This window comes from Mesorhizobium sp. B2-4-13, assembly GCF_006658535.1.
GTDB classification, from domain to species: Bacteria; Pseudomonadota; Alphaproteobacteria; order Rhizobiales; family Rhizobiaceae; genus Mesorhizobium; species Mesorhizobium australicum.
Genome location: NZ_VFVB01000001.1, coordinates 494453 through 515461 on the forward strand (window position 1 = coordinate 494453; position 21009 = coordinate 515461).

Below are 21009 nucleotides of genomic sequence, written 5' to 3' on the forward strand. Positions count from 1 at the left end.
AGGTCGGCGCTGCCTCTTGCGCCAGATCGAAGCCATGACATGCACAGACATTCTGGGACTGGCGATTGGCCCGATGCTTGGTTGCCAGGTGGTTCCCCCAATCCGTCGTTGCTTCGCAACGCCACCTTTCCCTCCTCCGGAGGGAAAGGAAGGGAGCCTCATGAGACGAGCATCGGCGGCAGAGGGGTCGCACCGTTCCTCTCCCCCGTCGATCGGGGGAGAGGTGGATCGGCGAAGCCGAGACGGAGTGGGGGTCGACCAGCGCAGTGCAAGACCATGCATGCGCGACGCCCCCCTGCATGCTGCGGGAAGGTGCCGGCAGGCGGATGAGGGGCAGCGTGGCGAACGAAAAATACTCATACTTTCAGCCCCGCCGCCGCATCGCGCTCGGCCAGCCGGTAGATCTGGTCGCGCCCGGGCAGATAGGGATCAGGCCATTTGACGCCGCGGTCGCCGAGCGACACCGCCGCATGCAGCGTCCAGTACGGATCGGCGAGATGCGGCCTCGCCAGTGCCACAAGGTCGGCGCGGCCGGCCATCAGGATCGAATTGACATGGTCCGGCTCGTAGATGTTGCCGACCGCCATCGTCGCCATGCCGACTTCGTTGCGGATGCGGTCGGAAAACGGCGTCTGGAACATGCGGCCATAGACCGGCTTTGCCAGCACCGAAGTTTGTCCTGCCGAGACGTCGCAAATGTCGACGCCGGCCTCATGCAACAGCCGCGCGATCTCGACCGCGTCGGCGGGTGTCACGCCTTCGATGCCGATCCAGTCATTGGCAGAAATACGCATCGAGATCGGCTTGTGCGCCGGCCAGGCGGCGCGCACCGCGTGGAAAACCTCGAGGGGATAGCGCATGCGGTTTTCCAGCGAACCGCCATAGGCGTCCGTGCGGCGGTTGGTGACCGGCGTGATGAAGGACGACAGGAGATAGCCATGGGCGGCGTGGATCTCCAACATGTCGAAGCCGCAGCGATCGGCCATCTGCGCCGAAGCCACGAACTCGTCGCGCACTCTGTCCATGTCGGCGCGATCCATCGCCTTTGGCACCTGATTGTCAGGCGACCACGCGACGGCCGATGCCGCCATGACAGGCCAGTTACCGGAGGCCAGCGGCACGTCGGTGCCTTCCCAACCGACACGGGTCGAACCCTTGGCGCCGGAATGGCCGATCTGGGCGCAGATCTTGGCTTCGGTTTCGGCATGGACGAAGTCGACCAGTCGCCTCCACGCCGCCTCATGCTCGGGCGCGTAGAAACCGGGGCAGCCGGGCGTGATGCGTCCTTCCGGGCTGATGCAGGTCATCTCGATATAGACGAGTCCGGCGCCGCCCTTGGCGCGCTCGGCATAATGGGTGAAATGCCAGTCGGTCGGGCAGCCGTCGACGGCCTTGTACTGCGCCATCGGCGAGACGACGACGCGGTTTTGCAGCCGCATGTCGCGCAGCTTGAACGGCGCGAACATCGGCGCCCTGCGCAGCCTGTTGCCACCGGCACCCGCCTGGCGCTGGAACCATTCTTCGGCGCCGCCCAGCCATTCGGCATCGCGCAGCCGCAGATTCTCGTGGCTGATGCGTTGCGAGCGGGTCAAAAGCGAATAGTTGAACTGCACCGGATCGAGGCCGAGATAGCGCTCGACCTCCTCGAACCATTCCAGTGAATTGCGCGCCGCCGACTGCAGCTTCAGCACCTCGGTGCGGCGGGCGTCCTCATATTTACGGAAGGCGGCCTCGAGGTCCGGTTCGGTCTCGACATAATCCGCCAGCGCGACCGCGCTTTCCAGCGCCAGTTTGGTGCCGGAGCCGATCGAGAAATGCGCCGAGGCCGCCGCGTCGCCCATCAGCGCCAGATTCTTGTAGGACCAGCGCTCGCACAGCACGCGCGGGAAGTTGATCCAGGCCGAGCCACGGATATGGTTGGCGTTGGTCATCAGCGCGTGGCCGCCAAGATGCTTGGCAAAGATGCGCTCGCACACCGCGATGGACTCCTGCTGCGTTATCGCGCCGAAGCCGAAGGCGGCCCAGGTCTGTTCGCTGCATTCGACGATGAAGGTCGCGGTCTCGCTGTCGAACTGGTAGGCGTGCGCCCACACCCAGCCATGCTCGGTCTTCTCGAAGATGAAGGTGAAGGCGTCGTCGAATTTCTGGTTGGTGCCGAGCCACACGAACTTGCATTTGCGGGTGTCGATGTCTGGCTTGAAGATGTCGACGAACGTGTTGCGTGCCTTCGAGTTCAGTCCGTCGGCGGCGACGACCAGGTCATGCGTCTCCATATAAGGGCGGGGATCGGCGATGTCGGTCTCGAACATCAGCTTGACACCGAGTTCGCGCGCGCGGCGCTGCAAGAGGACCAGCAGCCGCTTGCGGCCGATGCCGCAGAAGCCGTGCCCCGACGAGACCGTGCGCACGCCGTCATGGATGACGGCGATGTCGTCCCAATAGGCAAAATGCTTCTTGATCCAGACGGCGCTGACCGGATCATTCTCAGCAAGATTGTCGAGCGTCTCGGCCGACAGGACCACGCCCCAGCCGAACGTGTCGTCGGCGCGATTGCGCTCGAAAACCGTCACGTCGTGCGCGGCGTCCCTCAGCTTCATCGAAATGGCAAAGTAGAGGCCGGCTGGTCCGCCGCCGAGAACCGCAACCTTCATCCGTGCGATCTCCTCTTCGCTTACTATGCCTCAGTATCGCGCCGGAGGTAGGATATTTCAAGCTTAAAGTTTTATATCGAAATGATTATGCGAGCGTGGGTGGCGCGCTTGCCGGGACATCCTGCAAGCGCGCCGCGAGAGATCATTTCTCCGGATTCTTCGGGCTCCACAGCACGGTCTCGGCATCCTTCTCATAGGCCATGCCCGAGGGATAGCTGATCGCCTCGAGTTGCAGTCCCCACGGCGCCTGGAAATAGAGGATGGTCTGGCCGGCGGCGGGTCCTTCCTTGACCGGCAGCGGCCCCATCCTGGTCTTCACGCCCTTGCCATCGAGATAGGCTTTGGCCGCGGCGACATCGTCGACATAGAAGGCGATGTGGAAGCCGCCAATGTCGCTGTTTTTCGGTGTCAGATCCTTCTGGTCGGGCGCGGTATATTTGAACAGCTCGATGTTCGATCCATAGCCGCAACGCACCATGGTGACCTGCTCGATGACAGCCTTCGGATCGACGCCGAGCAGGTCCTGCATGAAGGTGCCCTTGTCGTCGGCGAACGGGCCGAACGACATCGCCTTCTTGCAGCCGACGACCTCGGTGAAGAAGTCGACCGCCTGCTTCATGTCGGGAACCGTGATGCCGGTATGGTCGTGCCCGCGCATGCCGGGGATCGAGCTCGCCGAGGCCATGCCGGCGCTGCCCAGAACAGTGGCGGCGAGCACCGCAAATCGTATTGTTGTCTTCATGTTTGTTCTCCTCCGTTTGGCGGGACTTGGTTAGCCTTCGATCGCACGTCCGAAGCCCGTTTTTCGGCGTGCGGTTGTTTTCATGTCGGGACCCTTGCCGTTGGGATGTTCAGCCAGTCCGGATCGATTTCCGGCAGCGGAATGGCGGCGAGCAGGTCGCGCGTGTAGCTCTGCCGCGGATTGTCGAACAAGGCGTCGGTGGCGCTCGCTTCGACGATGCTGCCTTCGCGCATGACGATCACCTGCCGGCACAGCCGCCGGATGACCGACAGATCGTGGCTGATGAAGGCGACCGTCAGGCCCATCTCCGCTGCAAGCTTCTCCAGCAAGGTGAGGATCTGGGCCTGCGTAGACACGTCGAGGCCCGAGACGATCTCGTCGGCCAGCACGAATTTCGGCGACAGTGCCAGCGCGCGCGCGATGCCGACGCGCTGGCGCTGCCCGCCCGACAATTCGTGGCGGTAACGGCTGGCGAAGCTCTGCGGCAGGCCGACGCGTTGCAGTGCCTCGGCGACGCGGGATTTCAGATTGTCGCCAAGCCCGTTCTGCTTGAGCGGAGCGGCGATAATGCTGGCAATGGTACGGCGCGGGTTGAGCGACGACATCGGATCCTGGAAGATCATCTGCAGGTCGCGGCGTAGTGGCCGCAGTTCCGCTTCCGGCAGATGGGTGATGTCGCGGCCTTCGAAACGGATGCTGCCGGCGCTCGGCTCCAGCAGCCGCACCAGCGCACGGCCAAGCGTCGACTTTCCCGAACCGGATTCGCCGACGATGCCCGTCACAGAGCCGCCGGACAGGTCGAAATCCAGACCTTTCAGAATCTCGGCCAAAGGTGCGCGGCCGATCAGCGGCTTGCGCGTCATGTCGGGCAGGGCGACCTTCAGCCCGCGCACGGAGAACAGCGGCTCAGCCATGCTGACGCCTCCAGGCCTGGTCGGCGGCAGCGATCTCTGCGGCGAGCCCGGCCAGTACCGCCTCGTCCACCGGCTTCAGCGAAGCATATGGATCGGTATAGCGCGGCGTCGCCGCCATCAGCGCTCGGGTGTACGGATGCCGAGGTGCCGCGAAAAGCGCCACGGTCTCTCCCTCTTCCACCACCTTGCCGGCATAGAGCACCGAGACTTTCTGGCTGATCTTGGCGACGACGCCGAGATCGTGGGTGACGAACAGGATCGCGGTGCCATGTTCGCGCTGCAACGCAGCGATGAGCCGCAGGATCTGCTTCTGCACGGTGACGTCGAGGGCCGTGGTCGGCTCGTCGGCGACGATCAGCCGTGGCTCGGCTGCGAAGGCGGCGGCAATCAGCACGCGTTGGCGCATGCCGCCGGACAATTCGTGCGGATAGCTCTTCAGCACGCGGTCGGGGTCGCGGATCTGCACCTCATCAAGCAACTGCCGGATACGCCGATCGGCCTTGTCTCCGCTCCAGCCGAGAATGCGCACCAGACGGTCGGTCATCTGGGGGCCGATGCGGCGCGAGGGGTTGAGTGCGGTCAGCGGATCCTGCGGGATCAGCGCCGTGCGCGCGCCGATCAGCGTGCGCCGCGCTTTTGGCGGGAGTTTGCCGAGGTCTTCGCCCTCGAGTCTCATGTAGCCTTCGACGATGCGCACGCTCGACGGCAACACACCAAGCACCGCCTTGCCGATCATCGTCTTGCCGGCGCCGCTTTCGCCGACCAGCGCGCGCACTTCACCGGGTTGTACCGAGAGCGATACCGAGCGCAGCACGCGCTGGCCGTTGGCCAGCACGGCGCTCAGATCGGCTATGTCGAGACAGGCGCTCATCGCAGCACCGGATCGAAACGCGTCTTCAGCGCTTCGCCGAACTGGCTGAAAGAGAGCACGGTGAGGATCAGCGTGATCTGCGGGAAGACCAGCACCCACCATGCCTGATGGATCGACAGCCGGCCCTCGGCGATGATGCCGCCCCAGGTCGGATCGTCGGTCGAGATCGACAGATTGACGAAGGACAGGATCGCCTCGACGATGACGGCGATGCCCATCTCCAGCGACAGCAGCGCCACGATCGACGGCACCACATTGGGCAGCACTTCGCGCAGCATGATGCCGACGCGGCCATAGCCGGCGATGCGGGCATTCTCGACATAGTCCATGCGCGACTGGCCCATCGCCTCGGCGCGGATCACCCGGCAGAAACGCGTCCAGTCGATGATGGCGATGGCGAGGATGACGGAGCTCAAGCCGGTGCCCAGCACGGCGACCAGGAGGATAGCGAACAGCACCGGCGGAAACGCCATCCAGACATCGACGATGCGCGAGATGATGCGGTCCGCCCAGCCGCCGAAATAGCCCGCGATCAGCCCTAATGTGGAGCCGACCACGCAGGCGGCGATGGCCGCCGCGAAAGCAACGATGAAGGCAATGCGGCCGCCGAAGATCAGGCGCGAGAGCAGGTCGCGGCCGAGACTGTCGGTGCCGAGCCAATAGCCGGGCTCGGCACCATCAATCCAGAACGGCGGCAGACGTTCCAGCATCAAATCCTGCGCCAGCGGATCCTGCGGCGCGACCAGCGGGGCGAAGATTGCTGCCAGAAGCGCCAGCAGCAGCCAGCCGCCGGCCAGCCACAAGCGCGGCGACACACCTCGCCTTCGTGCGCGACCCTCATCCATGGCGCAGCCTCGGGTTGAGCAGGGCATACATCATATCGACGGTGAGGTTGATCAGCACGAACAGCAGCGCGAAGACCAGCACGATGCCCTGGATCAGCGGCAGGTCGCGGTTGATGACGGCGTCGATCGCCATGTTGCCGAGGCCCTCATAGGAGAACAGCCGCTCGACGATGACGGTGCCGCCGATGAGGAAGGTGAACTGCACGCCGATGAGCGTCAGCGTCGGCAGCGCGGCGTTCTTCAGCGCCTCGCGCAAGATGACCTGCGTTTCCGAAAACCCCTTGACCCGCGCCAGCACGACATAGTCGAGGTCGAGCACCTCCTTCAGCGACTGCTTCAGGAGCTGCGCGATGATGGCCGCGAGCGGCAGCGCCAGCGCCACGGCTGGCATCAGCATGTGTTTCAGCAGGTCCCAGGTGAGGTCGAAGCGCAGCCGAAGCAGGCTCTCGAAGAAGTAGAACTGGGTGACGAAGGGCAGGTCTAGCTGCGGCGACACGCGGCCGGAAATGTCGAAGATCGGCACCAGCACGCCGAACAGCAGGATCAGCACCAGGCCCCAGAGAAAATCGGGGATGGAAAGCGCGGCACCGCTGGCGATGTCGATGCCTGCCTCGACCGCCGTGCCGCGTTCGCGGGCGCCGAGGATGGCCGTCGTCCCCCCGATCGCCACCGCCATGACAAGTGCGACGATGGCAAGCTCCAGCGTTGCCGGCAGCCGGTTGAAGACAAGCCCGAGCACATCTTGCCTGAGCGAGATCGAGGTGCCGAAATCGCCCCTGGCGACACCGGACAGCCAGATGAAGAACTGCTGCACGATCGTCTTGTCGAGCCCATAGAGCGCACGCAGACGGGCGATGTCGTCATTGGTGGCGCCGGGCGGCAGCATCATGGCGATCGGATCGCCGGGCGCGACGCGGATGACCACGAATACGACGACGGCCACGCCGAACAGCGTGATCAGCATCGTCAGCAGACGGATCAGGAATCGTTGCAGGAGCATGTAAATCTTTGCAGGAGCCCGCAGGCTCATATGCGTGTAGAAATGCGCGCCGTCGCTATGGACGGCGCGCGGTAAGCCCAGGCTGATATCAGGCCGGGGTCATCAGGGCCGGCAGCAGCGCGCCGGAAATATGCTGCACCACCTTGACGCCCTTCGCATGCACGATCGGTTGCGCATACTGCATAAGCGGCAGCACGTAGGCCTGCTCGGCGATGTATTTATCGACCGCCTTCCACCCGGCGATGCGCTTGGTCTCGTCCTTCTCTCCCCACAGCGGGTTGATCATGTCGATCAGGTCCTGGCTGTCCCAGACCGAATGCGGGCTCGGCCCATACATGGCAAAGCCGGTCGACGTGGTCGGGTCGCCAATGGCGTTGCCCCAATTGTAGAAGGCCGCCGGCGCGAGCTTGTCGGCGGCGCGCAGTTCGTAGTGCTTGGCGATCTCGTAGACCTCGATCGTCGCCTCGATGCCGACCTTGCGCCACATGCCGACGATCGCCTGGATCATCTCATAGTCCTTGGGCTTGAAGCCCTTGGTCGTCTGGATGGTGAACTTGACCGGCTTTTCCGGCGAATAGCCTGAAGCCGCCAGCAGCTCCTTGGCCTTTTCCGGATTGTGCTCGACCTTGATCGAGGCATCGTAGGCCGCGTATTCCGGCGTTTCCAGCGTGGCGAGCGGCTGGCCGTAGCCGCGCAGCAGCCGCTTGACCAGAAGCTCCTTGTCGACCGCCATGACGGCTGCCTGGCGCACGTTCTTGTCCAGCATCGCTTCGATGTCGTTGAAGAAGATCATGCCGATATCGGAAACATTCTTGATCGACCCGGCAAGCCCGTCCTTGGCGATCAGCCGGTCGTACTCTTCATAGGGGATTTCGAGCGTCACCTGCGAGGAACCGGATTCGATCTCGGCGACACGGCTCGCCGCGTCGGTGACGAATTTGATCGTCACGTTCTCGAATGCCGGCTTGCCGCCCCAGTATTTCGGATTGGCCTTGAGCCGCAGGAAGGCGTTGCGTTCGAACTTCTCGACCATGTAGGGGCCGGTTCCGATCGGAGCCTTCTCGAAACCTTCGGCACCGACCTTCTCGTAATAGGCCTTCGGCATGATGTAGCCGGTGAGGAACGACATCCATTTGAAATAGACCGGGTCGAACTGCACGACATCGCCCGTGATCTTGTTGCCGTCGATCTTGAAATTGTTGACGTTCTTCCACACGAACTGGATCGGGTTGCCGGTCTTTTCATCGCCCGCCCGCTGCAACGACCAGACCACGTCCTCGGGCGTGAACGGCGAGCCGTCATGCCAGGTTACACCCTCGCGCACCGTCATCATGATCTTGGTGCGGTCCTCGTTCCAGCCCCATTCGGTGAGCAGGCCCGGCGCGAAGGACAGGTCCGGCTTCTGCGGGATGAACTGGTCGAACACCGACTGGTAGAGGCCCTGGATGGTCGGGTTGACGGCCGACGGTCCGGTGGTCGGGTCCCAGGACGGCAGGTTGACATTATAGGCGATGGTCAACTCGCCGGCGGCGGCATTGGCCATCTTGGGCAGGCCGACAGCGGCCACACCAAGTGCCGCGGCACTGTATCCCAGTAATTCGCGTCTGTTGACTGTCATGGTCGTTCCCCTTGTTGGTTTATTTGTCTTTTGCGCGGCTTCGTCCGGTCATTGGTTCGGGCTTCGTCGGCAGCAGCGCTTGCCTCTCGTCGCCTTCATGAAATCGTCTGGCCTACCTCCCGCCAAGCTGTTGCGCGAGCATGAAGCCCGAGGCGGCACCCGTGCCGGCACCGGGCCATGTCGCGGCGCCGGTGAGATGCAGATTGCTGATCGGCGTGTCCCAGCCGGCATAGCCGCGCGCCGGACGGAACAAGAAGTTCTGCGCCAGATGATGGCTGCCGCAGACCTGGTCGCCGCCGACGAGGTTCGGGTTCTCGCGCTCGAGGTCGATCGGCGAAAACACGGCGCGGCCGAGGATCTTCGCACGCAGCCTAGGTGCGTAGGTCTCGATGATGTCGAGCACGCGGTCGGCATAGGCCTCCTTGACCTGGTCCCAATGCGCTGCTGCGATCTTGCCCGAGGCGTCGCCCACGATTTCGGCGGGCAGCATGCGCACCTGCACCCACAGAACATGTTTGCCTTCAGGTGCCCGGGAAGGATCGACCGCCGTCGGCTGGCCGACGACCAGCACCGGTTCGTCCGGCAACATGCCCGCCATCGCCTGCTGATAGGTGCGCGACATCTGCTCGAGCGATGGCGCCAGATGCACATAGGCGAACTGTCGAAGCTCTGCCCCGGCGCGCCAGTCCGGCAGGTCGTCTAGGGCCAGGTGGATCATCATCGTGCCCGGCGCATGGCGGAATTTTTGCATCGCCATGTCGAAGCCGGCGTCGCCCGAACCGACCGGCAGCAACTTGCCGGCCAGCGCCTTAGGCGCGACGCCGGCAATCACCGCCTTGGTAGCGGTATGCGTCTCGCCGGAAGCAAGCCGCACACCGGTCGCCTTGCCGCCGGAGACGGTTATCTCGGCGACATCGGCGCCGGTGACGATCCTGCCGCCGGCCGATGTCACCATGCCGGCCAGCGCCCGGATGATGGTGTCGGCGCCACCCTTGCCCAGCACCATGCCAAAACTCTGGTTGGTCACCGATTCCAGATAGGGGAACACCGCGCCGCCGGCGATGTCGGGCGCGAAGTCGAGATGCATGCCCCAGGTGGCGAGCGTCGCCCTGATGTGCGGAGACTCGAAATTTTCCTCCAGCCAGGCACGCGGCGACGACAGCAGCAGCCGGCCGGTGTCGAGCGCGCCGGAAACACCTTTTTTGCGCCACAGGTTCCAGGCGGTGCTTGCAAGCGCCCGGGCGCTCATCGGCGAGCCCAGCAGCTTGAACAAATGCTCCGCCTCGGCCGGGAAGGCGGCGACCAGCCTGCGCCACGTCGCGGCATCGGCGGCTGAAAAGGCCGCGATGCGGCCGGCGGTCTTTTCCAGGTCGTTGCTAACCCCGAACCAGCGACCATCCGGAAAGGCGCTGGCGAAACAGTCGGCGACAGGTGCGAATTCCAGCCCCTGCGCTTTCAATTCATTTGCATATTTCCGATGGAAGGCGGAGCCGGCGAACAGGCTCAGATTCATCGCGCCGAAATCGTGGCGGAAGCCCGGAAGCGTGAATTCGCGGGTCTGGACGGCTCCACCGATTGTCGTATTGCGCTCGAAAACCCCGGTTTTCCAGCCCTTGAGCGCCAGATGCGCGGCGCATGCCAGAGTGTTGTGGCCCGCCCCGACAAAGATGGCGTCGAACTCGCTCACGCCCCGTTCCCATTTCCTTTATGCTTAAAGATAATTGCAGATGCATATGTTTTCGTCTAGTAGGATATTAAGGGCCGAGACGAGCCTTGATCATGTCAGACAAGAGGGAACAGAGACCATGGATACCCAGAAACTCCTCGGCGAAGTTGCCGGCCAGCTCCTTTCCGGCGCCATCAAGGTGGTCGACCTGACGGCGCCGCTCGGGCCCGACACACCGCTGATCAAGCTGCCGCCGGAGCTTGCCGTCGACACGCCGAAGGTCGAGATCCACTCGATCTCTCGCTATGACAAGAACGGTCCATGGTGGGCGTGGAACTGGCTGAAGCTCGGCGAGCATTCTGGCACGCATTTCGACGCGCCACAGCATTGGATCAGCGGCAAGGATTATCCGGACGGCGCCACCGATACCATTCCGGCGCAGAATTTCATCGGGCCGGTGAATGTCATCGACTGTTCGAAAGAGGCCGCCGCCGATCACGATTTCCTGCTCACCGTCGACCACATCAAGGCCTGGGAGGCCAAGCATGGAGCGATCAATGCCGGCGAGTGGGTGGTGATGCGCACCGACTGGTACAAGCGCAACGGCTCGGAAGCCGAGTTCCTCAACGCCAACGAGACCGGCCCGCACACACCCGGCCCGACGGCGGAAGCCATCCAGTTCCTGATCGGCAAGGACATCAAGGGCTGGGGCTCGGAGACGATCGGCACCGATGCCGGCAAGGCCGGCGGCATGGAGCCGCCATTCCCGGCGCACACGCTGATGCACAAGGCCAACCGCTATGGCCTCGCCAGCCTCTGCAATCTCGACCAGCTGCCGCCGAAAGGCGCCATCCTGATCGCGGCGCCGCTCAAGATCGAGCACGGCACCGGCAGCCCGATCCGCGCGCTGGCGCTGGTGCCGGGGAAATAGAGCGAGGCGGTCTTCGGGAGAAGATCATGGCTGCAAATGGTACCGCGATGACGAAGTGGGCGCGGCGACCTCGTGAGGTTGCCGCTCTACGCCAAGGAACGCTACCGCGCGCAATTGAACATCATCCACCAAAGCGGGGGAGCACCCCTCGATGACCGCCCCCGATCACATCATCGTCGGCAGCGGCATCAACGCGCTGGTCTGCGCGGCGATGCTCGGCGGCAAGGGCGCCAAGGTGCTCGTGCTGGAGCGCAACGACCGTATCGGCGGTTGCATGCGCACCGAGGAGATCACCGCGCCGGGCTTCGTCCATGACGTGATGGCGACCACCTTCGTGCTGTTCATCACCTCGCCGGCCTTTGCAGCATTGGGCGGCGACCTCGCCCGGCACGGGCTGGAGTTCTGCCACACCGGCACGCCGACCGGCGTGCTCATGCCCGACGGCAGCCATGCCGTGCTCAGCACCGGCCGCGCCGCCAATGTCGCTGCGCTGAACGCGATCGCGGCCGGCGACGGTGACCGGCATGCGGAAGATGTCGGCGGCATTGAGCGCAATGCCGGCTTGCTGTTCGGTTTGCTCGGCGGCGCGCTTTGGTCATACCCGACGGCGAAGCTGCTGGCCGGCGATACCTGGCGGCGTGGTCCGCGTGGCCTAGCCGCCTTTCTTGGCGAAGCGCTGGTGCCGGCGCGCGGCTGGCTGGAGAGCAGCTATCGGTCCGAGACCGTCAGGGCGCTCTGGGCGCCCTGGGTGCTGCATGCCGGGCTTGGCCCGGAAGATGCGTTTTCCGGCCAGATCGCCAAGGTGATCGCCTTCGCGCTGGAGGCTGCCGGTGCGCCGATCGTCAAGGGCGGGGCGAAGAACCTGCTTGCCGCCTTCGAAGCGCTGATCAGGGAACGCGGCGGCGACATCCGCACCGGCGCCGACGTCGCTTCGGTCGTCCAGGCGGGTGGCCGCGCAGCCGGTGTGCGGCTGGCGTCGGGCGAAACGATCACAGCGAACAAGAGCGTCATCTGCTCGGTCACGCCGACGCAGCTTTACGGCCGTCTGCTCGGCAAGGACGCTTCGAAGGACGACGTCGAAGCGACGAGGAAATACCGCTATGGCAAGGGCAATTTTCAGATCCATTACGCGCTGACCAAGCCGCCGTCCTGGCGCGGCGAGGGCCTCGACAAGGTGGCGCTGCTGCATCTGACGCCCGGACTGGATGGCGTTTCGAAAGCCTGCAACGAGGCGGCGCGCGGCATGCTGCCGGAGGTGCCGACCATCTGCGTCGGCCAGCCGCACGCGCTCGACCCATCACGCTGTCCGGAAGGCCAGGCGATCCTGTGGCTGCAACTCCCCGAGGCGCCCCGTTACATCAAGGGCGACGCCGCCGGCAAGCTCGATGCGCCTGCCGACGGACTATGGACCGAGGCGCTGCGCGAGGCCTATGCCGATCGCGCTGAAGCGATACTCGCCGGCCATATCGACGGCTTCAAGGACAGCGTGATCGCGCGCCGCGCCTATTCGCCGGCCGATCTCGAAGCGATGAACATCAACCTGGTCGGCGGCGACCCTTACGGCGGCTCCTCTGTTGTCGACCAGTCGTTCCTGTGGCGGCCGTTCAAGACCAGCCGCAACCATCAGACCGGCGTCAAGGGCCTCTACCATATCGGCGCCTCGACCCATCCCGGTGCGGGCCTCGGCGGTGGCTCCGGCTTCCTGCTGGCAGGGAGGCTGTGATGGAACAGAAGGTCGTCGAAAAACGCCAGCGCATTTCCACCCTCGGCCAGATCGGCCTGCAGCAATTCGCGCCCTATCTGATGAACCGCATCATGGGCCGCTACAACGCCACCTTGCGCGACGATTTCCGCAAGCAGGGCCTGACCATTTCGCAGGTGCGCACGCTGGCGGTGCTGTCGGTCACCGATGGCGTCACCGTCAACGACCTCTCGGTCTATACGGTCATCGAGCAGTCTACCCTGAGCCGCACGCTCGACACGCTGGAGGGCCAGGGCTTCGTGCGGCGCGAGCAAGGCGTCACCGACAGCCGCATCCGCCACGTGTTCCTGACCGACGAGGGCCGCGCCGAGTTCACCCGCGCCTGGCCGGCCATGCATGACGCCTTCGAGGCGATGTTCGACGATATCGACGACGCCGAATATGCAGCACTCATCGCGACGCTTCTGAAGATGCTCAAAAACATTCGCAAGCACGACATCTAGATATAGGCGCCGCCTGCTGTCGGCGGCAACGGAAGGAGGCAGAGATGGCCGAACGGTCTTTTGCCAAGGAAGTCGAAAAACTGAGGCTCGGCGCCGGCGAGGAATTCGCCGGCGAGGGCATCCTCGCCATCACCAAGGCGCTGCTGCAGTGCGGGGTCGGCTATGTCGGCGGCTATCAGGGCGCGCCGATCAGCCATCTGATGGACGTGCTGGCCGACGCGCAGGACATTCTGGGCGAACTCGGCGTGCATTTCGAGGCGAGCGCCTCGGAAGCCACCGCCACCGCCATGCTCGCCGCTTCGGTGCATTACCCGATCCGGGGCGCGGCGACGTTCAAGTCGACCGTCGGCACCAATGTGGCTTCAGACGCGCTGGCCAACCTCGCTTCCGGCGGCGTCACCGGCGGCGCGCTGATCATCGTCGGCGAGGATTATGGCGAGGGCTCCTCGATCATGCAGGAGCGCAGCCATGCCTTCGCGATGAAGAGCCAGGTCTGGCTGCTCGATCCCCGTCCCAACCTGCCGTCCATCGTCAAGGCGGTGGAGGATGGCTTCGAACTGTCGGAAATCTCCAACACGCCGGTCATGCTGCAGGTGCGCATCCGCTGCTGCCACGTGCATGGCCATTTCATCGCCAAGGACAACAAGCGTCCGCCGATGACGGTCGCCGATGCGCTCGAAGCACCGCGCCGCGACACCGGCCGTATCGTGCTGCCGCCCGCCTCCTTCCTGCACGAAAAGGAGAAAGTGCAAAAGCGCTGGCCGGCGGCGGTGGATTTCATCGCCAGGAACAAGATCAACGAGTTCTTCGGCTCGGACCATGGCTCCGTCGGCATCGTCATGCAGGGCGGCATGTACAATTCAGTCATTCGTGCGCTGCAGCGGCTCGGCCTTGCCGACACCTATGGCGAGACCGACGTGCCGCTCTATGTGCTCAACGCCGTCTATCCCTTAATCGACGACGAATTCCTCGTCTTCTGCGAAGGCAAGCAGGCGGTGCTCGTCGTCGAGGAGGGCCAGCCCAATTATATCGAGCAGGCTTTTGCCGCGATGCTGCACAAGGCCGGGCGCGGCACCAGGCTGGTCGGCAAGGAGCACCTGCCGATGGCTGGGGAATATACCGGCCAGGTCATGCTCGACGGTATCGGCGCCTTCCTGCGCGCCGAGGCCCCGCATCTGCTGCCGGGCGAAGTGCGCGCACCCAACAAGGTCGGCGACGGCGTCGACACGGCGGACCTGATCAATGTCGTTCCAGGACGACCGCCCGGTTTCTGCATCGGCTGCCCGGAGCGGCCGATCTTCGCCGCGACCAAGCTGGTCGAGCAGGAGCTCGGCAAGCACCACATCGCTTCCGATATCGGCTGCCATCTGTTCTCGATCATGCCGCCCTTCGAACTCGGCGCCACCACCATGGGCTACGGGCTCGGACCAGCCTCGGCCTCGGCGTTCAACGCGCCCGATGCCAAGCGCCGCTCTATCTCCTTCGTCGGCGACGGCGGCTTCTGGCACAACGGCCTGACCTCATCGATCGGCAATGCGGTGTTCAACAAGAATGATGGCGTCATCGTCGTCGTCGATAATTTTTACTCGGCCGCCACTGGCGGGCAGGATATCCTGTCGTCGCGCGCCGGCAACAAGACCAAGTCGACCAAGCATCCGATCACCGAAGCGGTGAAAGGCATGGGCGTAAAATGGCTGCGCCATGTCGACCGCACCTACGATGTCGGCAAGGTGCAGGACACGCTGCGCGAGGCGCTGACGACGGACGAGAAGGGGCCAAAAGTCATCGTCGCTTCGTCGGAATGCATGCTCAATCGCCAGCGCCGCGAAAAGCCGCTGGTCGACAAGGCGATCAAAGGCGGCGAGCGTGTCGTCAAGCCGAAATTTGGCGTCGACGAGGACATCTGCACCGGCGACCATGCTTGCATGCGGCTCTCCGGCTGCCCATCGCTGTCGGTCAAGTCGCTCGACGATCCGTTGCGCGACGATCCGGTCGCGTCGATCGACCAGAACTGCGTCGGCTGCGGCAATTGCGGCGAGGTCGCCGATGCCGCGGTGCTGTGCCCGTCCTTCTACCGTGCCGACGTCGTGCACAATCCAAGCCGCTGGGACCGTTTCCTGGAGACGGCGCGCCGCGCGACGATCGGTTTCCTGCAGAGGCGGCGCGAAGGCCGGCGCCTGATATTCGCCGATGCTTGATCCCGTTCCTTCCTCGCGCCCCCGGTCCGGTGCTGCCGATGAGCCGGTGATCAAGCTCGCCGTTCTGGCCGTCGGCGGCCAGGGCGGCGGCGTGCTCGCCGACTGGATCACCGACGTCGCCGAGCGCAATGGCTTTGTCGCGCAATCGACCTCGGTCGCCGGCGTCGCGCAGCGCACCGGCGCCACCATCTACTATATCGAAATGGCCCGCGACACCGGCCGCCTGCCGGTCTTCGCGCTGTCGCCCTCGCAGGGCGATGTCGATATCCTGATCGCTGCCGAATTGATGGAAGCCGGCCGAGCCATCATCAGGGGCTTCGTCACCCCCAACCGCACGACGCTGATCGCTTCCTCGCACCGCATCGCCGCCGTGTCGGAAAAGATCGAACCGGGTGATGGCCGCGCTTCGTCGTCCAAAGTCCACGCCACCGCGGGGGCCGCGTCGAAGCGCTTCATCGCTTTCGACATGGAAAAGATCGCCGCCGACAACGGCTCGATGATCTCGGCCAGCCTGCTTGGCGCGCTGGCCGGCTCCGACGCGCTGCCGTTTACCCGTGAAAGCTATGAGCAGGCGATTGGCACCGGCGGCCGTGGCGTCAAGGCCAGCCTCGCCGCCTTCGCGGCCGCGTATGATCGTGCGCGCGGCATGGCGGCGCCGACGGCGAAACCGGCGGAGCCGGCGATTGTCGAATCTGCCCTGGGTGCGGGACATGTGAGTGGTCCGCGAAACCTGTTGCAGGGATGGCAGGCGCTTACCGCCCGCATCGACCTGCTGCCGGTGGCGGTGCGCGAGATGGCGCTCAGGGGCCTGAGAAAGGTCGTCGACTATCAGGACATCGCCTATGGGCGCGAATATCTCGAGCGGCTGGACAGGGCCGTCGCGATTGGCAGCGCGGATCCAACCCATGCGCTGTCAATCGCGGCCGCCAAGCATCTGGCCAACGCCATGTGCTATGACGACATGATCCGCGTCGCCGATTTGAAGACGCGCTCGACCCGCGACAGGCGGGTGCGCAAGGAGGTTGGCGTCAAGGACGGTTCGGTCCTGCAAGTGACCGAGTACTTCCATCCGCGCATCGAGGAGTTCTGCGGCACGCTGCCGGCGAGGCTGGGCAGCTACATCGAGGACCGGCCGAAATTGGCAGCCTTCCTCGACCGCCGCATCAACCGGGGCCGCCGCATCCGCACCGACAGCTTTGCCGGCTTCGCCGCTTTGTGGTTCATCGGCGGCCTGCGCCGCTGGCGCCGCCGCCTGCTGCGCCACAAGGTCGAGACCGCGCATCTTGACCAATGGTACACGCTCGCGCTTGGTTACGTGCCGGCGGATTACGCGCTTGCCGTCGAAATCCTCAATTGCCGCCGGCTGATCAAGGGCTACAGCGACACGCATGTGCGCGCCCAGTCGAAATTCAACCGCGTGCTGTCGGCACTTGATCTGCTCGAGGGGAGGGACGACGCCGCCGACTGGATCCGCCGCCTGCGCGAGGCGGCGCTGAAGGACGAGAAGGGCGACATGCTTGACGGCGCGCTGAAGACCGTGGCGACCTTGGGTCGGGCAACGGGCAACTGAGCCGCACGTCCCGACAGACTTCACCGGGCATCGGCCCCGTTGGTATGCTCGAAGCCTCGGAGGGTCACCCCGTGGCGCCCTCGGTCTTGCGAGGGCTGGTTTCGACATTCGGACCATCAACCGGTTTGGTGAACGCTGTTCATTTTTCCCCTTGAACGATGTTCAAAGCGTGATAGAGTGCGATTGTGAACGACGTTCATTTCGCAGCGGCCGAAAGCCGCGGATGGGCAAAAGCGCAGCAAGAAAGTTTAACCAGCTCAGGACTATCACTAAAACTGAACAGCGCCTGCAACCCGCAGGGCCTATCGGCACACTGTCGAAGGGTTCCGCCAGATGGAAATCGCCATGAACACGCATCTCATGCTTTCGCGGCGCTTCGCGCCACTTTTCTGGACGCAGTTCCTGTCCGCCTTCAACGACAATTTCCTCAAGAACACGCTGGTGTTCCTGATCCTCTTTACACTTGCCGCCGATCAGGCTGCCTCGCTGGTCACTTTGGCCGGCGCCGTGTTCATGGCTCCATTCCTGCTCCTGTCAGCGCTGGGCGGCGAGATCGCCGATCGCTTCGACAAGGCGCTCATCGCCCGCCGGCTGAAATTTGCCGAGATCGGCGCCGCTGCCGTGGCGGTCGTCGGCATCGCGCTGTCCTCCATCCCCGTGCTGATGACCGCGCTGTTGATGTTCGGCATCATCTCGGCGCTGTTCGGGCCGATCAAATACGGGATCCTGCCCGATCACCTCGAACGCAAGGAATTGCCGGGCGCCAACGCCTGGATCGAGTCGGCGACTTTCGCGGCCATCCTCGGCGGCACCATCGCCGGGGGCGTCGTCTCGGCCGATGGCATCGGCGTCTCGGTCTTCGGGCCGATCATGATGATCCTCGCCGTCGGCTGCTGGGCCGTCAGCCGCCACATCCCTTCAACCGGTTCCGCGGCGCCCGACCTCGTCATCGACAGGAATGTCTTTCGCTCGACCTGGCGCCAGGTCAGCGAATTGCGCACGGACTCACGGATCTGGCGCGCCGGCCTGATGACGTCCTGGTTCTGGCTGATCGGCGCCATTGTGCTTTCGATCCTGCCGACGCTGGTCAAGGATCAGCTCGGCGGTGGCGAGATCGCGGTCACCGCCTATCTCGCGGTGTTCGCTATCTCGATCGCCATTGGCTCGGCAATCGCCGCGTGGATGTCGCAGGGACGCATCGTGCTCTTGCCCGCACCGGTCGGCACGGCGCTGCTGGCGCTGTTCGGCCTCGACCTCGCATGGACCATCTGGAGCATGCAGCCTTCGCCCAGATCCGAAACCCTTGGCCTCTTCTTCGCCGGGCCAAACACGATCCGTGTTGCGATCGACCTCGCCGGCATGGCCATTTCCAGCGCCTTCCTCGTGGTGCCGACCTTTGCCGCCGTGCAGGCCTGGTCGCCCGAGGCGCGCCGCGCTCGGGTCGTCGCCGCGGTCAGCATCGTCAACGCCGGCTTCATGACCGTCGGCGGCTTGCTCGTCGCCATCATCCAGGCAGCCGGCGTCTCGACGGGAGGCATCCTGTTCGGCCTCGCCCTGGCCAATGCCGTCGCCGCCTGGCTGATGCTGAAATACCTGCCGACCAATGCCTTCCGCGATTTTGTCTCCATTCTTTTCCGCGCCTTCCATCGGCTGGAAGTCGAAGGCCTGGACAATCTCAAGGCCGCAGGCCCGGCACCCATCCTGGCACTGAACCATGTCAGCTTCCTCGATGGACCGCTGGCTCTGACGCTGACCAATGAGGAGCCGGTCTTCGCCATCGACTACACCATTGCGCAGGCCTGGTGGATGAAGCCGTTTTTAAAGCTGACCCGCGCGCTGCCACTCAATCCGTCCAAGCCGATGTCGACACGCACGCTGATCAAGATCGTGCAGAACGGCGACCCGCTGGTCATCTTCCCCGAGGGCCGCATCACCGTCACGGGCGGGTTGATGAAGGTCTATGACGGTGCCGCCATGGTGGCCGACAAGACCGGCTCGATGGTGGTGCCGATCCGCATCGAGGGGCTGGAGAAAAGCCCCTTCTCGCGGCTGACGGCGCAGCACGTGCGCCGCCGCCTGTTCCCGAAGGTCAAGGTGACCATACTGCCGCCGGTCAGGCTCAAGGTCAACGACGAGCTGAAGGGACGCAAGCGTCGGGCCGCCGCCGGTGCCGCGCTCTACCAGGTGATGTCCGACCTCGTCTTCCGCACCCAGCATATCGACAAGACCGTGCTCGAAAGGATCATCGAGACGGCGACCGAGCGCGGCATGAAGCAACTTGCCGTGCAGGATCCGGTCGCCGGTTCGCTGAGCTACGGCAAGCTGCTCACGGCTGTCGCCGTGCTCGGCGAGAAGTTCGAGACGCTTTATGCCGGACAGGACACGCTCGGCATCATGCTGCCCAACGCCAATGGCGCCTGTGCCGCGCTGCTCGGCGTCATCTCCGCCGGCAAGGTCCCCGCGATGATCAACTTCACCGCCGGTGCCGCCAACATCCTGTCCGCTTGCAAGGCGGCGCAGGTAACCACCATTCTGACCTCGCGGGCGTTTGTCGAGCAGGCCAAGCTTGGCGCGATCGTCGAGGAGATCGGCCGCTCGCTCAACATTGTCTGGCTCGATGATTTGCGCGCGACCATCGGCCTCAAGGACAAGCTGCTCGGCCTGCTGCGCAAGAGTACGCCCAGGGTTGCCCGCAAGGCCACCGACGCGGCCGTGATCCTGTTCACCTCAGGCTCCGAAGGGACGCCGAAGGGCGTCGTGCTCACCCACCGCAACATCCTGGCCAACGCCGCGCAAGCCGCCTCGCGCATCGATTTCCATTCGGGCGACAAGGTGTTCAACGTTCTGCCGATCTTCCATTCCTTCGGCCTGACGGCGGGCACGGTGCTGCCGCTGGTGTCCGGCGTCCCGGTCTATTTCTACCCGTCGCCGCTGCACTACCGCATCGTGCCGGAACTGGTCTATGCCTCGAATGCGACAATCATCTTCGGCACCGACACCTTCCTCAGCGGCTATGCGCGTACAGCGCATCCCTATGATTTCCGCTCGGTGCGCTATTGCTTTTCCGGTGCGGAGCCGGTCAAGGCCTCGACCCGCGAAACCTACATGGAGAAGTTCGGCCTGCGCATTCTCGAAGGCTACGGCGTTACCGAGACGGCGCCGGTGATCTCCATCAACACGCCGATGTACAACAAATCGGGCACGGTCGGAAAAATCATGCCCGGCATGGAATATCGTCTGGAACCGGTGATCGGCGTCGAGGGCGGTGGCCGGCTGTTCGTGCGCGGCCCCAACGTCATGGCGGGCTATCTCAGGGCCGAAAAGCCGGGTGTGCTCGAACCGCTGCAAGATGGCTGGCACGACACCGGCGACATCGTCAGCATCGACGATGCCGGTTTCGTCAGCATTCGCGGCCGCGCCAAGCGCTTCGCCAAGATCGGCGGCGAGATGATTTCGCTGGCTGCGGTGGAAGCTCTGGCGGGCGAGCTGTGGAAAGGTTCGCTCTCGGCGGTCGCGACCGTACCGGACCCGCGCAAGGGTGAAAAACTCGTTCTCATCACCGAGGCCGAGAAAGCGACGCGCGCCGAGTTTCTGGCGTTCGCCAAGGCAAACGGCGCCATGGACCTGATGGTGCCGGCTGAAGTGCGCGTCGTGACGCATGTACCGGTGCTTGGCTCGGGCAAGATCGACTTCGTCGGCGTGACCAGGCTGGTACGCGGCGAAGCCTTGCAGGCAGCCAAGGTCGAGGCCGCCTGATCGCCGGCGACAGCGAGACGGCGCCGCGGTAGGAGACGCGGC

Annotated in this window: 14 protein-coding genes; 6 read left to right on the forward strand and 8 right to left on the reverse strand. The window is 64.4% G+C overall.

Annotated features, from left to right (window positions below):
- Nucleotides 1-356: 356 nt before the first annotated feature.
- The 8 genes from FJ936_RS02440 to FJ936_RS02475 form a co-directional block, all read right to left on the reverse strand.
- Nucleotides 357-2651, reverse strand: coding sequence for a bifunctional salicylyl-CoA 5-hydroxylase/oxidoreductase (locus tag FJ936_RS02440; RefSeq protein WP_140787024.1), 2295 nt, complete (start codon nucleotides 2649-2651; stop codon nucleotides 357-359).
- Between the two features lie 142 nt (nucleotides 2652-2793).
- On the reverse strand, nucleotides 2794-3393 hold the full coding sequence (locus FJ936_RS02445) for a VOC family protein (protein WP_140660593.1): 600 nt from the start codon (nucleotides 3391-3393) through the stop codon (nucleotides 2794-2796).
- A gap of 80 nt (nucleotides 3394-3473) precedes the next feature.
- Nucleotides 3474-4307 (reverse strand): ATP-binding cassette domain-containing protein, encoded by an 834-nt coding sequence (locus tag FJ936_RS02450; RefSeq protein WP_140787026.1) that lies wholly within the window; start codon nucleotides 4305-4307, stop codon nucleotides 3474-3476.
- Nucleotides 4300-5178: an ABC transporter ATP-binding protein gene (locus FJ936_RS02455; protein ID WP_140787030.1), complete on the reverse strand. Its 879-nt coding sequence runs from the start codon at nucleotides 5176-5178 to the stop codon at nucleotides 4300-4302. The genes FJ936_RS02450 and FJ936_RS02455 overlap by 8 nt, the downstream gene beginning before the upstream one ends.
- Complete coding sequence (locus FJ936_RS02460) at nucleotides 5175-6023, reverse strand: ABC transporter permease (RefSeq protein WP_141906080.1); 849 nt, start codon at nucleotides 6021-6023, stop codon at nucleotides 5175-5177. Before FJ936_RS02460 ends, FJ936_RS02455 begins: the two co-directional genes overlap by 4 nt.
- Complete coding sequence (locus FJ936_RS02465; protein ID WP_140787034.1) at nucleotides 6016-7023, reverse strand: ABC transporter permease; 1008 nt, start codon at nucleotides 7021-7023, stop codon at nucleotides 6016-6018. The genes FJ936_RS02460 and FJ936_RS02465 overlap by 8 nt, the downstream gene beginning before the upstream one ends.
- Before the next feature lie 88 nt (nucleotides 7024-7111).
- Nucleotides 7112-8641: an ABC transporter substrate-binding protein gene (locus FJ936_RS02470; RefSeq protein WP_141906081.1), complete on the reverse strand. Its 1530-nt coding sequence runs from the start codon at nucleotides 8639-8641 to the stop codon at nucleotides 7112-7114.
- Nucleotides 8642-8753: 112 nt separating this feature from the next.
- Nucleotides 8754-10328 carry an NAD(P)/FAD-dependent oxidoreductase gene (locus FJ936_RS02475; protein ID WP_140787040.1) on the reverse strand — a complete coding sequence of 525 codons (1575 nt, stop codon included), beginning with the start codon at nucleotides 10326-10328 and terminating at the stop codon, nucleotides 8754-8756.
- Between the two features lie 118 nt (nucleotides 10329-10446).
- Between FJ936_RS02475 and FJ936_RS02480 the strand changes: the two genes are divergently transcribed.
- From FJ936_RS02480 to FJ936_RS02505, 6 genes are all read left to right on the forward strand, one after another.
- Nucleotides 10447-11238, forward strand: coding sequence for a cyclase family protein (locus FJ936_RS02480; protein ID WP_140660600.1), 792 nt, complete (start codon nucleotides 10447-10449; stop codon nucleotides 11236-11238).
- Between the two features lie 151 nt (nucleotides 11239-11389).
- The gene (locus FJ936_RS02485; RefSeq protein ID WP_140787043.1) at nucleotides 11390-12961 is read left to right on the forward strand and encodes an NAD(P)/FAD-dependent oxidoreductase; all 1572 of its coding nucleotides are present in this window, start codon (nucleotides 11390-11392) and stop codon (nucleotides 12959-12961) included.
- On the forward strand, nucleotides 12961-13443 hold the full coding sequence (locus FJ936_RS02490) for a MarR family transcriptional regulator (RefSeq protein ID WP_140714119.1): 483 nt from the start codon (nucleotides 12961-12963) through the stop codon (nucleotides 13441-13443). The genes FJ936_RS02485 and FJ936_RS02490 overlap by 1 nt, the downstream gene beginning before the upstream one ends.
- 44 nt (nucleotides 13444-13487) lie before the next feature.
- Nucleotides 13488-15641: an indolepyruvate ferredoxin oxidoreductase subunit alpha gene (locus FJ936_RS02495; RefSeq protein WP_140787047.1), complete on the forward strand. Its 2154-nt coding sequence runs from the start codon at nucleotides 13488-13490 to the stop codon at nucleotides 15639-15641.
- A complete protein-coding gene (locus FJ936_RS02500) occupies nucleotides 15634-17211 on the forward strand; it encodes an indolepyruvate oxidoreductase subunit beta family protein (RefSeq protein ID WP_140787050.1) in 1578 nt (525 codons plus the stop codon). The genes FJ936_RS02495 and FJ936_RS02500 overlap by 8 nt, the downstream gene beginning before the upstream one ends.
- Before the next feature lie 345 nt (nucleotides 17212-17556).
- Entirely contained in the window at nucleotides 17557-20967 is a 3411-nt protein-coding gene (locus FJ936_RS02505) for an acyl-[ACP]--phospholipid O-acyltransferase (protein WP_140787054.1), read from the forward strand.
- Nucleotides 20968-21009 lie beyond the last annotated feature (42 nt).